The organism is Variovorax boronicumulans (assembly GCF_009811375.1).
Classification (GTDB): domain Bacteria; phylum Pseudomonadota; class Gammaproteobacteria; order Burkholderiales; family Burkholderiaceae_C; genus Variovorax; species Variovorax boronicumulans.
The window spans coordinates 276,806-291,549 of sequence record NZ_BKDH01000002.1 but is presented as its reverse complement, the minus strand read 5'-3'; the positions used below and the strand labels follow the sequence as shown (position 1 = coordinate 291,549).

Genomic DNA, 14,744 nt, shown 5'->3' with positions numbered 1-14,744 from the left:
ATGTTCCGCTGGCTGATCGTCGTCGTCCTGGCGCTGGTGCTCATGAGCGGCCTGACCGCCTGGCTGCGCCGCTTCGGCTTCGGACGGCTGCCCGGCGATTTCGAGTTTCGCGCCTTCGGCCGCGACTGGCAGCTGCCGATCGCGAGCACGGTGGTGCTCAGCATGATCGCGGCGCTGGTGGCGCGGCTGCTCTGAGCACGGCGCGGCGACGACTGAGAAAGAAGAGAACCCCGCAATGAGAGCCTGCGTAGACATCGGCGGCACCAAGGTCGCCGTGAGCCTTTCCGCTTCGAGCGACGCGCCGCTGATCGGCCGCCGCAGCGAGCCCACCGCCAAGACCGGCAGCAACGACGCCGTGGCGGTGCAGATCCTGCGGCTCATCGACGAGGTGTGCGCCGAGCAGGGCATCGACCCGGCGAGCATCGACCGCGTGGGCGTGTCGTCGACCGGGCCCTTCGAGCTGCACGACGGCATGGTCGAGCTGGCCACGCCCAACATCTGCGGCGGCATCGCCGGCCCCTCGCGCGGGCTGCCCAACAACTGGATGACGGCCATCGTCGAGGCGCCGCTGGCGCGCCGCTTCGCCCGCGTGCGCGTCGAGAACGACGCCGTGGCCGCGCTCGAGGCCGAGCGCCACTGGGGCGCGCTGAAGGGGCTCGACAACTGCGCCTACGCCACCTGGAGCACGGGCGTGGGCGTGGGCCTGTGCGTCGACGGCAAGGCACTGCGCGGCAAGAACGGCAACGCCGGCCATGCGGGCCACAGCTTCGTGGTCGACGACGACAGCGGCGCGCTGTGCGGCTGCGGCAACCTGGGCGACGTGGAAGCGCTGGCCGGCGGCAATTCGATCGCGCACCGCTTCGGCCAACCCGCGGCCGATCTGTTCACGGCCGCCGCGGCCGGTGACGCCGCGGCCCTCGAGAAGGCCGACGCGCTGTGCCGCGTGATCGGCCGCATGCTCTACAACCTGGTCATCACGCTCGACCTGCAGCGCGTCAGCCTGGGCGGCAGCGTGTTCTGGCACCACCGCGACTTCGTGCTGCCGCGGCTGCAGGCGCAGGTCGACGGCAAGCTGCCGCCGCTCACGCGCGGCGTGTTGCTGGTGCCCGCCGGACTCGGCGACAAGGTGGGCGACTACGCGGCCCTGGCGCTGCTCGACTGAGTTGCAGCGCGCGGCGACCGGACCAGCGTGGCTGGCTGGTTCTTCTGCGCCGCGCAGCCTTCTTCGACGATCCGTCCGAGCCGCCGCAGCCCCGCATCGACCGCTTCGCTGAAGGGCCAGCCGCAGTTGATGCGCAGGTAGTGGTCGAAGCGCGAGGCGTTCGAGAACTGCGCGCCCGGCGCCACCAGCATGTGCTCGCGCAGGGCCGCCTCGAACACCGCCACCGACGACAGCCGCTCGGGCAGTTCCACCCACAGCTGGAAGCCGCCGCGCGGCAGGTTCAGCCGGGTGCCGGCCGGAAAGTAGCGGGCGATGGCGTCGGCCGTCTGGTCGCGCTGCGTGTGCAGGCGTTCGCGCAGGCGGCGCAGGTGGCGGTCGTAGCCGCCGCTGGCAATGATCTCGCCCGCGGCGATCTGCGCCAGCGCCTCGTTGTTGCGCGTCTGCGCGTACTTGAGCATCTCGACCTGTGCGTGCCAGCGCCCGGCCGTGATCCAGCCCAGCCGCAGGCCCGGCGCCAGCACCTTGTGCAGCGAGGCGCAATACACCACGTTGCCCGTGCGGTCCCAGGACTTGATGGCACGCGGCGGCACCTCGGTTTCCACCAGGTCGCTGTAGGTGTCGTCCTCGACCAGCGCGATGCCGTGGCTCTCGCACAGCTGCACCAGCCGCTGCTTGTGGGCGTCGGGCATCACGCTGCCGATGGGGTTCTGCAGGTGCGGCACCACCACCACGGCCTTGATGTCGTCGTAGGTGTGGATGGCCAGGTCGAGCGCTTCCAGCGAGATGCCGGTCTGCGGGCTGGTCGGAATCTCCAGCCCGCGCAGGCCCAGGCTTTCGAGCACCTGCAGCAGGCCGTAGAAGGTGGGCGATTCGACGGCCACGGTGTCGCCGGGCTTGGCGATGGCGCGCAGCGCGAGGTTCAGCGCCTCGATGCAGCCGTTGGTGACCAGCACGTCGTCGGGTGCCACCGTCATGCCCACGCGCAGGTTGCGCTGGGCCACCACCTGGCGGAACTGCTCGTGGCCTTTTTGCGAGGAGGCGGTGGTCAGCAGCTCCGGGCGCTGGCGCAGCGCGCGCGTCATGGCGTTGCGCAGCGCCTCGGCGGGGTAGAGCTCGGGGGCGGCGCGCGAGATCGCGAAGTTGAGCTTCACGTCGTTGAGCCGTCCGCGCGCCATGAAGTTGGCCATGCGGGTGCGCATGTTGACGAACTGCGCCGGGTCGGGCGGCAGGCCGGACACGGGCTCTTCCATGGCCGCGATGGCCAGGCGCTGCGGACGGCGCACGAAGTAGCCCGAGCGGTCGCGCGCCTCGACCCAGCCTTCGCTTTCCATGGCGCGGCACACCTGCAGCGCGGTCGAGAGGCTGATGTCGTGCAGCCGCATCAGGCTGCGCAGCGAGGGGAGCTTGTCGCCAGCCTTGAGCGAACCGGCGTGGATCGCGTCCACGTAGTGCGCCGCGAGCTGGCGGTAGAGCGGTAGCGAGTCCATGGGTCGATGTTCCCCGCATCGGGCATCCGAAAACAGATGCAGTTGATTGGGAAAAAGACCATAACAGATGGCGTGGCGGCCCGGCTGTTCCGGTCGCAATAGCCGTCGGGTGTGCCTGTTTTTCGAGCGGCGGAATTCCTACGATGAAGCCCACATCCACCCGAGGTCCGCCATGATCACCACCCTGTCCGAAGCCCCCGATTCCATCGTCCTCGAACCCGGCCAGTCGCTGCGCACCGCCGTCGATGCGGGCGCCTGGCTGCAGCTGGCCGAGGGCCGCGCCCGCGTGGTGTCGCCGCCGGGCTGGCTGGGCGAGACGGTGTTCATGACCGAGACGCTGCTCGGCGAGGGCGACATGCACTGCGTGCCGCAGGGCGGGTGGATCGAGGTGTCGGCGGTGACGGCGGTGCACCTGCGGGTGCATGCGCCCCAGCGCGCGGCCCGGGCCACGGCGCCGGTGGCGGCGCGGCCGGTGATGCGCTTCGTGCGCCTGCTGACGGGCTGGTGAGGTCCGGGGCAGGGCGCCTGCCTCGAACCAAAGCCGCCGTCAGTTCTTCGGCAACTTCTGCGGCCGCTTCCAGTTCGCGAAGCTGACCTGCTTGCCCCGCGCCACGGTCAGCGCGCCGGGCTCGGTCGACTTGTTCACCGTCGAGCCGCCGCCGATGGTGCCGCCCGCGCCGATGGTCACGGGCGCCACGAGCACGCAGTTGCTGCCCACGTGCACGTCGGCCTCGATCACGGTGCGGTGCTTGTTGGCGCCGTCGTAGTTGGCCGTGATGCTGCCCGCGCCGTAGTTCACGCGCTCGCCCACCGTGGCGTCGCCCAGGTAGGCCAGATGGTTGGCCTTGGCGCCCGCTGCCAGCGTGGAGTTCTTGACCTCGACGAAGTTGCCGATGTGCACCTCGGCACCCAGCTGGGCACCGGGCCGCAGCCGCGCAAACGGCCCGACCAGCGCGCCCGCGCCCACCGTCACGCCGGCCTTCTCGCCGTCGATGTGGGTGAAGGGATGGATCACCGCGCCGGCCTCGATGCGCACGTTGGCAATCACGCAGTTCGCGCCGATGCGAACGCCTTCGCCCAGCGACACCGTGCCTTCGAACACGCAGTTGACGTCGATGTCGACGTCGGCGCCGCAGCTCAGCGTGCCGCGCAGATCGAAGCGCGCCGGGTCGGCCAGGCGCACGCCCTGTTCCATCAGCGCATTCGCCTGGCGCAGCTGCCAGGCGCGTTCCAGCGCCGCGAGCTGGGCCGGGCTGTTGATGCCCGCCACCTGCAGCGCGTCGGTCGTGACATGCGCCACCACCGGCACGCGGTCGTCGGCCGCGAACTTCACGATGTCGGTCAGGTAGTACTCGCCCTGGGTGTTCTTGTTGTCCAGCCGCGCGAGCCAGCCCTTGAGCAGCCGCGCGGGCGCGGCCATCACGCCGCTGTTGATCTCGCGCACGGCGCGCTGCGCCTCGGTGGCGTCCTTGTGCTCGACGATGGCTGTCACCTCGCCGCCGGCACGGGTGCGGATGATGCGGCCGTAGCCCGTGGGGTCGTCGAGCTCGATGGTCAGCAGCGCCAGCCGCTCGCCGCCGCTGGCAGCGATGAGGGTGCGCAGCGTGTCCTCGGCGATCAGGGGCACGTCGCCCGACAGGATCACCACGGTGCCGTCGTCCGGCAGCTGCGGCGTGGCCTGCTGCACGGCGTGGCCAGTGCCCAGCTGGGGCTCCTGGCGCGCGAAACCGAGGGCGGCGGCGTTCACGGCGGTGGCCTTGATGGCGGACTCGACCTGCTCGGCGCCGTGGCCCGTCACGACCACGACGTGGCGCGCGCCGATGCGCGCGGCGGTGTCGGTCACATGGGCCAGCAAGGCGCGGCCGGCCAAACGATGCAACACTTTGGGCAGCTTGCTCTTCATGCGCGTGCCCTTGCCGGCCGCCATGATGACGACGTCGACCGGTCCCTGGTTGCTCTGCTGCGGAGTCTGATTCATGCGCTTTTCTTCCCGGATTCGTTGTGCTGGACTGGCCCGAATTATCGGTGTGCTGCTGCTGGCCGCTGCCCTGGGGGCTTGCAGCGCGGTCAAGCTCGCCTACAACAACCTGCCCGAGCTCAGCTACTGGTGGCTCGACGGCTACTTCGACTTCGACGGTGCCCAGACCCCCAAGGTGCGCGACGAGCTCGCCCAGCTGCTGGCCTGGCACCGCCAGAACGAGCTGCCGCGCATCATCGGCCTGCTGCAGGAGGCCCAGGGCCTGGCGAGCGCCGACGTGACGCCGGCCCAGGCCTGCCAGCTGGCCGACCGGGTCCGCGAGCGCCTGCTCGCCGTCACCGAGCGTGCCGAGGCCGCCAGCGCCGAATTCGTGCTGAGCCTGAGCGAGGCCCAACTGCAGCAGCTCGAACGCAAGTACGCGAAGAACAACACCGACTACCGCAAGGACTGGCTCGACCGCAGCCCCGCGCAGGTGCAGGAGAAGCGCTACGACCAGTTCCTCGAGCGCCAAGAAGACTTCTACGGCCGCCTCACGACCGAGCAGCGCGCGCTGCTGCGCCAGCAGGTGGCACAGTCGGTGTTCAGCCCGAAGCTGGCGTACGAGGAGCGGCGCCAGCGCCAGCAGGAGGCGCTGGTGCTGCTGCGCGGCTTCCAGGGCAGCAACGGCGGCCCGCGGGCCTCGCCGGCCGAGGCCCGCGCCGCGCTGCATGCCTACATCCAGCGCATCGCCGATCCGCCGCCTGGCCCCTGGCGCGAGCAGCAGCAGGCGCTGCTGCAGGAAGGCTGCCGCAACCTGGCGGCGCTGCACAACACCACCAGCGCCACGCAGCGCGAGCAGGCGGTGCGGCGGCTGCAGGCCTACCTGGGCGACCTGCGGCAGCTGGTGGCGGCGCGCTGAGGCAGGCGACGCCTTCAGATCATCGGCACCGGGCGCAGCGGGCGCTCGAAGTAGTCGCCCAGCGTTTCGAGCGCATGCGGCTCCAGGATGCGCAGCCAGCCGCCGTCGAGCTTGTACAGGCCCAGGCGCTGCAAGCGCCGCATCGTCTTGTTGGTGTGCACCAGCGACAGCCCCAACGCGTCGGCGATGTGCTGCTGGTTGAACGGAAACTCCACCCAGCCGTCGCGCACCATGCCCACGCGCTGGGCGCGGCGGTACAGGTGCATGAGCAGCATGGCCACGCGCTCGCCGGCGTTGCGGCGCCCGGCGGTGACGAGGTGGTCGTCCACCAGCTTTTCCTCGCGCGCGGCCAGCCAGGTGATGTCGTAGCCGAGCCGGGGCTGGGTCTGGAACAGCGCCCACAACCGCTCGCGGGCGAAGGCGCACAGCGTGGCGTCGGTCACGGCCTCGACGCCGTGGGTCTGGCCGTCGGCAAACTCGTCCTGCAGGCCGATGAAGTCGCCGGGCAGCAGGAAACCCAGGATCTGCCGCCGGCCGTCGCTCAGGGTCTTGTAGCGGAAGGCCCAGCCCGCGTAGAGCGTGAACAGCTGCGGGCTGGCGCGGTGCTCGTCGACGATGGTGCCGCCCGCCTCGACGCGCCGGGTGCCGCTGCGAAAGGACTGGATCGCCTCCAGCTGCTGCGCCGTCACCGGCAGGAAGGCCTCCAGGCGCCGCAGCGCGCAGTGTTCGCAGGGGTTCGCACCCTGCGGCGGGGAGGCGGCAACGGGGTAGTCCTCGAACTTCACGCCGCACTATAGGCTGGCGGGGCTATGTCTTTTGACATTTCGGGGTGCAGGATGGCCCCCTAGACTCGAAACGATGTCCCCTTTTTGCACCGCATGACACCAGAACAAGCCTCTGCAGAACTCCTGTACGAATTCCTCTATTGCAGCCTGCTCGCCCCCGACCTGCCGCCCGCCACCGTGGGCGCGATCGTCACCCAGGCCCGCGCGCGCAACGCCGAGGACGGCATCTCCGGCCTGCTGGTGTTCGACGGCCAGTGCTTCTGCCAGCATTTCGAGGGGCCGCGCGAGGCGGTGCAGGCGCTGATGGCGCGGCTGCAGCGCGATCCGCGCCACGTGGCGCTCGTGGTGGTCCACGACGGCCCGCTGGCCGCCCGGCGCTACAGCGGGTTTGCGATGGGCCTGGCCGAATGCGAGGGCCCCGACCCGGTCTCCGGCCTGCGGGCCCTACGCGGCGAGGCGGCGCTGGCGCACTTCCTGGCGCTGCGCGCCAGCTTCGACATCAGCACCTGACCGGCTGACTGACGGAAAACTGAAAACGACGGGCAAAGAAAAAGGCGGCCGAAGCCGCCTTTGTTCAGAAGAGCCGGGAGTGCAGGCGGTCGATCAGACCGGGTCCCACACGTAGGTGGCACCGTAGCCATCCCAGGCTTCCATGACGATGCGCTGGCCGGCGGCCACGGTGAGCGATTCGCCCGGGGCCAGCACGATGTCTTCGCTGGGGCCGTGGGCGGTGGCGTCGGGCGTGACCCACACGCGGCCCTGCTTGACGCGCAGCACGCTCGCCGACCGCGCCTTCAGGCTCATCGCCTCGCCGGGCGCAATCTGCCAGGCGCCACGGCGCACGGCCGGCGGAATGGCCGCGGTGCGGGTGGAACGGGACAGGGAAGCAAGCGATTCGTTGGTGCAGACGGCGGTGGACATGATGAGGACTCCTTGGCTGATCCGAAGCGCCTTTGACAGACAGAGAGGTTGGCGCAGTTCGGGAATGAATGATCGTTTTTGCGGCCTTGGAGGTCCAATGAAAACGAGGTAGCCTACTGATGCGATTCCCGCATCAATCAAAGTACTCCCCCAGGCTTCGCGCACTTCGTGTCGCTTCTCCTCCCCCCTCGCCGGGGGCAACACCAGCGGCCCGGCAAAGCCGGTTCCGCGGTGTTCCACGAAGGGAGCGCAGGTTGATGCGGAGCGGTCTTTCCAAGGCTCATCCATGCAACATTCGCAAACCCACCTGCGCTCCCGGCCCATCTCCGCGGGGCACCTGCGGGCCTTCGAGGCGGTCGCGCGGCACCTCAATTTCCGCGCCGCGGCCGAGGAAATGGCGCTCACCCAGTCGGCCGTGAGCCGGCAGATCCAGTCGCTCGAGGAAGAAGTGGGCGTGTCGCTGTTCCTGCGCCACACGCGGGCCGTGGAGCTGACCAGCGCCGGGGCGCAGCTGCTGCTGTCGGTGCAGCAGGCGCTGCCGCGCATCGACATGGCGGTGCGGCAGATCCGCCAGAGCGCCGGGCGCAAGAGCGTGGCGCTCACCACCTTTGCCTCGTTCGCCTCGATGTGGCTGATCCCGCGGCTGGAAGCCTTCCAGCGCGACAACCCCGAGATCGACATCCGCATCGACGCCAGCGACATCGCGGTCGACCTCGACGTGGCCGACGTGGACATCGCGCTGCGCTACGGCCCGCCCGAAGGCATGCCGCCCGGCGCCGTGCGGCTGTTCGGCGAAACGCTGACGCCGGTGGCGAGCCCGTGGCTCATCAAGAGCAACCCGCCGATCAAGACGCCGGCCGACATCGCCCGCTTCACGCTCATCGAGGCGGGCGACGCGCACCGCACGCACCTGGAATGGCTCACGTGGCGGCGCTGGTTCGAAGTGAACGGGCTGGAGCGCGCGCAGCCCAAGCGCTGGCTCTATTTCAACTATGCCTACCAGATGGTGCAGGCCGCGCTCACGGGCCAGGGCCTGGTGCTGGCGCGCAGCTCGCTCATTGCCGAAAGCCTGGCCAACGGCGACCTGATCGAGGTGCTGCCGCAGCACCGGCTGGATTCACCGATGGCCTACTGGCTCATCTCGGGGCCGCGCAACGCGCTGCGGCCCGAGATCAAGGCCTTTTCCGACTGGCTGGAGGCGCAGGCCGTCACCACGCGCCAGACCATCGGCGAGGTGCCCGACCCGGACACCGTCGACAACCTCGACTGAGCCGGCTCAGGAGGTCGGCCAGACGACGCCGTTGTCGTTCAGGATGGCATCGAGCGGCAGGTCGTGCGCCTCGGGCTCGAAGTCTTCCAGGAAGCCGTTCGTGAAGCCCAGCCCCACCGTGAAAGGCCGGGGCTCGAGCGCCGCCAGCGTGCGGTCGTAGAAACCGCCGCCGTAGCCCAGCCGGTAGCCGCCCGCGCTGTAGCCCACGCAGGGCACGAACAGCAGGGTCGGCACGATCAGCTCGGTGTCCTTGGGCTTGGGAATGCCGTAGGCGTCTTCTTCCATCTGGCAGCCCGGGTACCAGGCATGGAAGGTGAGCGTCTTGTGAACTTTGTCGATCACCGGCAGTCCGATGCGGCGGCGCTGCGTTTCTTCCATGAGTTCGCCGTCTTCCTTCCAGCGATGCAGTGCGGGCAGCGGGTCGAACTCGCCCTTGATCGGCCAGTAGGCGCCGATCACGGTGTCGGGCCGGCCGACCAGCCAGATCCGCATCACCCGCTGCAACAGGTCGGCTCGCGCGAGGCGGTCGGGCAGCGCCAGCCGCTGCTCGATGAGCGCCTTTCGCAGTTGACCCTTCAGAAAACTCGCCGTGGCCGAGGTGTCGGCATCCTTTGACTTGTCCATAATCCCCCGATGCAGTTCCCAAGCATTTTGGCATCCGCGCGCGCTCGTCAGCGTCGCGGCGCGCCCGCCCTGGTTTTTTCCGCCGTTCTCGCACTCGCCGCGCTGCTGTCGCAACAGCCCGCCGCCGCGCAGAACAACACCAACGACGACGTGCTGGTCCAGATGAAGCAGGCCTTCCAGCGCGGCGACAAGGCCCGCCTCACGGCCCTGCTGCCGCAGGCCCGCGGCCATGCACTCGAACCCTGGGCCGCCTACTGGGAGCTCAAGGCTCGCCTGCAGGAGGCCGCGCCCAACGAGGTGCAGGACTTCTACGCCCGCTACCCCAACACGTACCAGGAAGACCGCCTGCGCAACGACTGGCTGCTGCTGCTCGGCCAGCGCCGCGACTGGGACGGCTTTGCCGCCAACATCGCCGGCTTCCGCATGGGCGACGACGCCCAGGTGCGCTGCTACGCGGTGTTGGTCGACACGCTGCGCACCGGCACGGCCACGCAGGCGCAGGCCGACGAGGTGCGCCGCAACTGGTTCGCCCAGAAAGACAGCGACGACGGCTGCCTCACCGCCGCAGACCGCATGGTGGCGGCCCGCCTGATGACGACCAACGACGCCTGGAAGAAGGCGCGCCTGGCCATCGAGGCCAACCGGCCCGCGGCCGCGCGCGGCGCGGTCACCATCGCCGCACCCGACGCGCTGCCGCTGTTCGAAGAGGTCAACGCCAGCGCCGCCAAGTTCCTCACCGGCCGCGCCTTCGTGGCCGCCAAGTCGCGCAAGGAACTGGTGGTGCTCGCGCTCATCAAGATCGCGGTCGCCGACCCCGACCAGGGCGCTGCACAGCTCGACGGCAAGTGGGGCCCGATGCTCTCCGCCGAAGAGCGCAACTGGGTCTGGGGCACCATCGGCCGCGCGGCCGCGAACAAGCTCTCGCCGATGGCTGTGAGCTATTTCGGCAACGTCACGAAGAACAGCGACCTGTCCGACGACATGCTCGGCTGGCGCGTGCGCGCCGCCCTGCGCGCCAGCCAGTGGAAGGACGTCGCGCCCGCCATCAACGCCATGAGCGACGCCGCCCAGCAAGACCCGACCTGGGTCTACTGGAAGGCCCGCGCACTGAGCAGCGCCGGCGGCGACGAGCGCCGCGCCCAGGCCCGCGAGCTGTACACCAGCATCGCCGGCACGCGCGGTTTCTACGAAATGCTGGCGCTCGAAGAGCTGGGCCAGCGCGTTGTCGCGGCCACGCGGCCCGCGCCGCTCACGCCCGAGGAAAAGAACGCCGCGCGCACCAACCCGGGCCTGCAGCGCGGCCTGCAAGCCATCGGCATGGGCCTGCGCTCCGAAGGCACGCGCGAGTGGAACTACGCCACCAACCTGCACGACAAGGGCGGCATGGACGACCGCGCTCTGCTGGCCGCCGCTGACCTGGCCTGCCAGCGCGAGGTGTGGGACCGCTGCATCAACACCAGCGAGCGCACCAAGGGCGTGATCGACGTCGAGCAGCGCTTTCCCATGCCCTTCCACGACACGGTGCTGCGCAAGAGCCAGGACATCGGCCTGGACCCGGCCTACGTCTACGGCCTGATCCGCCAGGAAAGCCGCTTCATCATGGACGCACGCTCTGGCGTCGGCGCCTCGGGCCTGATGCAGGTCATGCCCGCCACGGCGCGCTGGACCGCCCGCAAGATCGGCCTGACCGACTTCACGCCCGGCCAGATCAACGACCGCGAAACCAACATCACCATCGGCACCAACTACCTGAAGCTCGCGCTCGACGACTTCGACGGTTCGATGGCGCTGGCCGCCGCGGCCTACAACGCCGGCCCGGGCCGCCCGCGCAACTGGCGCAACGGCCCGGTGATCGACGCGGCCATCTGGGCCGAGAACGTGCCCTTCAACGAGACGCGCGACTACGTGAAGAAGGTGCTGGCCAACACCACCAACTACGCCGCCATCATCAGCGGCAAGCCGCAGTCGCTGAAGGAGCGCCTGGGCCGCGTGGGCCCGCGCAACGCCAACGAGCCGGAACCCAACAAGGACCTCCCCTGACATGACCTGGCGCGACGAGGTGCTAGACACCGTCGCGTCCGAATTCTCGGACGTGGGCGATGTCGCGCAACTCACGCGCATCTCGGTGCGGCTGCTCTTGGCGGCCGTGCTGGGTTTCCTGCTCGGCTTCGAGCGCGAGCAGCAGGGCAAGGCGGCCGGCGTGCGCACGCACATGCTGGTGGCCATCGGCTCGGCGCTGTTCGTGCTGATCCCGCAGCAGACCGGCATCGTGCCCGCCGACATGAGCCGCGTGATCCAGGGGCTGGTGGCCGGCGTGGGCTTCCTGTGCGCCGGCACCATCCTCAAGCAGGGCAAGGACGAATCCCACGTGCAGGGCCTCACCACCGCCGCGGGGCTGTGGATGACCGCCGCCATCGGCATGGCCTGCGGGCTCGGCCGCGAGGTCACGGCCGTGTTCAGCGCGCTGCTGGCGCTCGCGGTGCTGTCGCTGGTGCCGCGCCTCGTGAGCCTGATCGAGCGCGTCGTGAAGCCATCCGCAGACGCCTCCGGCCCGCGCGTGATCGTCCCGCCCGAATCCCGCCAGGGCGACGAGCGCTGAAGCGGCCCGCATCAATTCGCGCCGCCTTCGTCATCAATCGCAGCCCGCCGCCCGGCTAGCATCGACGGCTTTTCCCCGCATTCCCGCACTGACCCGGAGACCCTGACAGATGTCCAAGCTCTACATCGGCAACAAGAATTACTCGTCGTGGTCCATGCGCCCCTGGGTGCTCATGACCCAGGCCGGCATTCCCTTCGAGGAGGTGATGGTGCGCTTCGATTCGTTCGACGCCACCTCGCAGTTCAAGCACGTGATCGGTGCCATCAACCCCGTGGCCAAGGTGCCGGTGCTGGTCGACGGCGACCTGGCCATCTGGGACACGCTGGCCATCGCCGAGTACCTGGCCGAGCGCTTCCCCGAGAAGCAGCTGTGGCCCCAGGGCGTGGCCGAGCGGGCCCGCGCGCGCAGCATCTGCGCCGAGATGCACTCGGGCTTCACCAACCTGCGCGGCAACTGCCCGATGAACATCGAGGCCTCGCTGCCCGAGGTGGGCGCGCGGCTTCTGGCCGAGCAGCCCGGCGTGCAGGAAGACCTCGACCGCATCGTGCAGATGTGGACCGAGCTGCTCGACCGCCACGGCGGCCCGATGCTGTTCGGCGCCTTCACCATCGCCGACGCCTTCTTCGCGCCGGTGGGCATGCGCATCCGCGGCTACGGGCTGCCGGTGCCGCCGGCCATCGACGCGTACATCGCGCGTGTGGCGGCCCTGCCGGGCGTCGCCGCGTGGATCGACGGCGCCCTGGCTGAAAAAACCTTCGTGGCTTTCGACGAGCCTTACCGCACCTCGCGCGACTGAGGCCCGTCGGACTTCGTCAGAACCGGTACGTCGCCGCCAGGTAGGTGACGATCGGGTTCAGCTTCAGGCTCGCCTCGCTGCGCGCCACCGGCAGGCCGGTGATGCTGGTCGTGGTGAGCTTGGCCTTGGTCTTCAGCGGGATGTAGGACACCGAGAACGACACGCCCCAGTGCTTGTCGAACTGGTAGGCCACGCCGGCGTTGAGCACGGGCGCGAACGAGCTGTCGAGCTTGGCGGTGGTGTTCACCGAAGACGGACGCACGTGGAACTGGCTGGCCAGCGCGCCCTGCAGGTTCGACGTGAGCTTCACGTCGCTGTACCAGACGTAGGTGGCGCCCAGGCCCACGAACGGACGGAAGGCGTCGTTGCCTTCGTTGAAGTAGTACTTGGCCAGCACGGTCGGGCTCCACTGGCGGGCCTGGCCGAGTTCGCCCACGCGCGCCAGCGTGCCGCTGCCGTTGAGCTTGAACTTGGGCGGCACGCCGAGCACGCCCTCGACGGCCCAGTGGGGGTCGATGAAGTACGCGACGTTCAGGCCCAGCGTGTCCGAGTTGGTGACGCTGGCGCCCGAGCCGGCCAGCACGCTGTGCACGGGCGAGGTCACGGTCAGCGGCTTGCTCGAATCCTGCGGCGACAGGTGGAACCAGCCGGTGCCGACGACCCAGTCGCCGGCGTTCTGCGCCAGGGCGCTGCCCGATGCCAGGACCCCGAGTGCCGCCAATGCCAACGATGCTGTTGTTGTGAGTTTCTTCATAGCTGTGAATGCTCCTTGGGTGTTGAAAACAGCCCCGCGCACGGGGGCACCGGCCAGCGACCGGTGCTTCGCGCGACACGAATTTACGAACGGTCGTTCGCATCGCTCGGCGATTATCGAACGACCGTTCTTTTTGTGCAGGGAGAGTATCCCTACACTGCACTCATGAACATTTTTCTCGTCGGCGGTGCACTGCGCGACCGGCTGCTGGGCCGCCCCGTTTCCGACCATGACTGGCTGGTGGTGGGTGCCACGCCCGAGGCCATGGTGGCGCGCGGCTACCTGCCCGTGGGGCGCGATTTCCCCGTGTTTCTGCATCCGCGCACGCGCGAGGAGTACGCGCTGGCCCGCACCGAGCGCAAGAGCGCGCCGGGCTACCGCGGTTTCGTCGTGCATGCGGCGCCCGACGTCACGCTGGAGCAGGACCTGGCCCGGCGCGACCTGACCGTCAACGCCATCGCGCTGCCCGCCGAGCACGTGGGCGCCGACGGCAGCTTCGACCCTCGTCCCGAGACCCTGGCCGACCCCTTCCACGGCCAGCGCGACCTGCGCGACAAGGTGCTGCGCCATGTGACCGACGCCTTCCGCGAAGACCCGGTGCGCATCCTGCGCGTGGCGCGCTTTGCCGCGCGCTTCGACGACTTCACCGTCGCGCCCGAAACCATGGCGCTCATGCGCGAGATGGTCGCGGCCGGCGAGGTCGATGCGCTGGTGCCCGAGCGCGTGTGGCAGGAGCTTGCGCGCGGCCTGATGGAAACACGGCCCTCGCGCATGTTCGAGGTGCTGCGCGACTGCGGCGCGCTCGCCGTGCTGCTGCCCGAGGTCGACCGGCTGTGGGGCGTGCCGCAGCCGGCGCAGCACCACCCCGAGATCGACACCGGCGTGCACCTGATGATGGTGCTCGACACCAGCGCGCGGCTGGGCGCCACGCTGCCCGTGCGCTTCGCCTGCCTGATGCACGACCTCGGCAAGGGCACCACGCCCGCCGACATGCTGCCGCGCCACATCAACCACGAGCTGCGCAGCGTCGACCTGCTGCAGGCCGTGTGCGAACGCTGGCGCGTGCCGGTGGAGCTGCGCGAGCTGGCCGAGGTGGTGGCGCGCGAGCACGGCAACATCCACCGCAGCGGCGCGCTCGACGCAACGCCGCTGGTGCGCCTGCTGGAGCGCTGCGACGCCTTCCGCAAGCCGGCACGCTTCGCCGAGGCGTTGCTGGCCTGCGAATGCGATGCGCGCGGCCGGCTCGGCTTCGAGGACACCGCCTACCCGCAGCGCCCACGCCTGCTCGCGGTGCTCGCGGCGGCCCAGGCCGTGGCCACCGACGTGGTGGCGCGCGAGGCGCAACAGGCCGGCGCCACCGGGCCGCGCATCGGCGAGGCGATCCACCGCGCGCGCATCGCGGCGGTGAAGGCCTCGTTGCCGGCCACGGCCGACTGAATCCCCGCCATCGGCGCATGCCGGGACTTTGGC

General features: G+C 69.8%; 16 protein-coding genes. 10 read left to right on the top strand and 6 right to left on the bottom strand.

What is annotated here, in order from left to right:
* Positions 1 to 195: a DUF2905 domain-containing protein gene (locus VHAB30_RS21210; protein WP_056575522.1), complete on the top strand. Its 195-nt coding sequence runs from the start codon at positions 1 to 3 to the stop codon at positions 193 to 195.
* A gap of 40 nt (positions 196 to 235) precedes the next feature.
* Positions 236 to 1,162, top strand: a complete 927-nt coding sequence (locus tag VHAB30_RS21205; protein ID WP_159278526.1) for an ROK family protein — start codon at positions 236 to 238, stop codon at positions 1,160 to 1,162.
* On the opposite strand, the gene VHAB30_RS21200 is transcribed toward VHAB30_RS21205, so the two are convergent.
* Entirely contained in the window at positions 1,135 to 2,649 is a 1,515-nt protein-coding gene (locus VHAB30_RS21200; RefSeq protein ID WP_159278525.1) for an aminotransferase-like domain-containing protein, read from the bottom strand. The two genes, VHAB30_RS21205 and VHAB30_RS21200, sit on opposite strands and share 28 nt — an antisense overlap.
* 172 nt (positions 2,650 to 2,821) lie before the next feature.
* Here VHAB30_RS21200 and VHAB30_RS21195 point away from each other — a divergent pair, with 172 nt between their 5' ends.
* On the top strand, positions 2,822 to 3,157 hold the full coding sequence (locus VHAB30_RS21195) for a hypothetical protein (protein WP_062477921.1): 336 nt from the start codon (positions 2,822 to 2,824) through the stop codon (positions 3,155 to 3,157).
* A 39-nt stretch (positions 3,158 to 3,196) separates the two neighbouring features.
* On the opposite strand, the gene glmU is transcribed toward VHAB30_RS21195, so the two are convergent.
* Positions 3,197 to 4,627 (bottom strand): bifunctional UDP-N-acetylglucosamine diphosphorylase/glucosamine-1-phosphate N-acetyltransferase GlmU, encoded by a 1,431-nt coding sequence (glmU, locus tag VHAB30_RS21190; protein WP_159278524.1) that lies wholly within the window; start codon positions 4,625 to 4,627, stop codon positions 3,197 to 3,199.
* Here glmU and VHAB30_RS21185 point away from each other — a divergent pair.
* On the top strand, positions 4,626 to 5,525 hold the full coding sequence (locus tag VHAB30_RS21185) for a DUF6279 family lipoprotein (RefSeq protein WP_235926878.1): 900 nt from the start codon (positions 4,626 to 4,628) through the stop codon (positions 5,523 to 5,525). The two genes, glmU and VHAB30_RS21185, sit on opposite strands and share 2 nt — an antisense overlap.
* A gap of 14 nt (positions 5,526 to 5,539) precedes the next feature.
* On the opposite strand, the gene VHAB30_RS21180 is transcribed toward VHAB30_RS21185, so the two are convergent.
* Entirely contained in the window at positions 5,540 to 6,310 is a 771-nt protein-coding gene (locus VHAB30_RS21180) for a Crp/Fnr family transcriptional regulator (protein ID WP_174250265.1), read from the bottom strand.
* Positions 6,311 to 6,403: 93 nt separating this feature from the next.
* Here VHAB30_RS21180 and VHAB30_RS21175 point away from each other — a divergent pair, with 93 nt between their 5' ends.
* Entirely contained in the window at positions 6,404 to 6,820 is a 417-nt protein-coding gene (locus tag VHAB30_RS21175; protein ID WP_070060073.1) for a BLUF domain-containing protein, read from the top strand.
* Positions 6,821 to 6,913: 93 nt separating this feature from the next.
* Here the strand turns inward: VHAB30_RS21175 and VHAB30_RS21170 are convergent, their stop codons facing one another.
* Positions 6,914 to 7,231 carry a DUF2917 domain-containing protein gene (locus VHAB30_RS21170; protein ID WP_062477930.1) on the bottom strand — a complete coding sequence of 106 codons (318 nt, stop codon included), beginning with the start codon at positions 7,229 to 7,231 and terminating at the stop codon, positions 6,914 to 6,916.
* A 286-nt stretch (positions 7,232 to 7,517) separates the two neighbouring features.
* Between VHAB30_RS21170 and VHAB30_RS21165 the strand changes: the two genes are divergently transcribed.
* The gene (locus tag VHAB30_RS21165; protein ID WP_062477933.1) at positions 7,518 to 8,501 is read left to right on the top strand and encodes a LysR substrate-binding domain-containing protein; all 984 of its coding nucleotides are present in this window, start codon (positions 7,518 to 7,520) and stop codon (positions 8,499 to 8,501) included.
* A gap of 6 nt (positions 8,502 to 8,507) precedes the next feature.
* On the opposite strand, the gene VHAB30_RS21160 is transcribed toward VHAB30_RS21165, so the two are convergent.
* Positions 8,508 to 9,125 (bottom strand): 5-formyltetrahydrofolate cyclo-ligase, encoded by a 618-nt coding sequence (locus VHAB30_RS21160; protein ID WP_095743648.1) that lies wholly within the window; start codon positions 9,123 to 9,125, stop codon positions 8,508 to 8,510.
* Positions 9,126 to 9,134: 9 nt separating this feature from the next.
* Here VHAB30_RS21160 and VHAB30_RS21155 point away from each other — a divergent pair, with 9 nt between their 5' ends.
* The 3 genes from VHAB30_RS21155 (at position 9,135) to VHAB30_RS21145 (ending at position 12,520) form a co-directional block, all read left to right on the top strand.
* On the top strand, positions 9,135 to 11,165 hold the full coding sequence (locus VHAB30_RS21155) for a lytic transglycosylase domain-containing protein (protein ID WP_070060072.1): 2,031 nt from the start codon (positions 9,135 to 9,137) through the stop codon (positions 11,163 to 11,165).
* A 1-nt stretch (position 11,166) separates the two neighbouring features.
* Complete coding sequence (locus VHAB30_RS21150; RefSeq protein ID WP_159278523.1) at positions 11,167 to 11,724, top strand: MgtC/SapB family protein; 558 nt, start codon at positions 11,167 to 11,169, stop codon at positions 11,722 to 11,724.
* A 109-nt stretch (positions 11,725 to 11,833) separates the two neighbouring features.
* Positions 11,834 to 12,520 (top strand): glutathione S-transferase family protein, encoded by a 687-nt coding sequence (locus VHAB30_RS21145; protein WP_159278522.1) that lies wholly within the window; start codon positions 11,834 to 11,836, stop codon positions 12,518 to 12,520.
* 16 nt (positions 12,521 to 12,536) lie between these two features.
* On the opposite strand, the gene VHAB30_RS21140 is transcribed toward VHAB30_RS21145, so the two are convergent.
* A complete protein-coding gene (locus VHAB30_RS21140) occupies positions 12,537 to 13,274 on the bottom strand; it encodes an OmpW/AlkL family protein (protein WP_062477953.1) in 738 nt (245 codons plus the stop codon).
* A 165-nt stretch (positions 13,275 to 13,439) separates the two neighbouring features.
* On the opposite strand from VHAB30_RS21140, the gene VHAB30_RS21135 reads away from it, so the two are divergent.
* Entirely contained in the window at positions 13,440 to 14,711 is a 1,272-nt protein-coding gene (locus tag VHAB30_RS21135; RefSeq protein WP_062477956.1) for a multifunctional CCA addition/repair protein, read from the top strand.
* Positions 14,712 to 14,744: the final 33 nt, after the last annotated feature.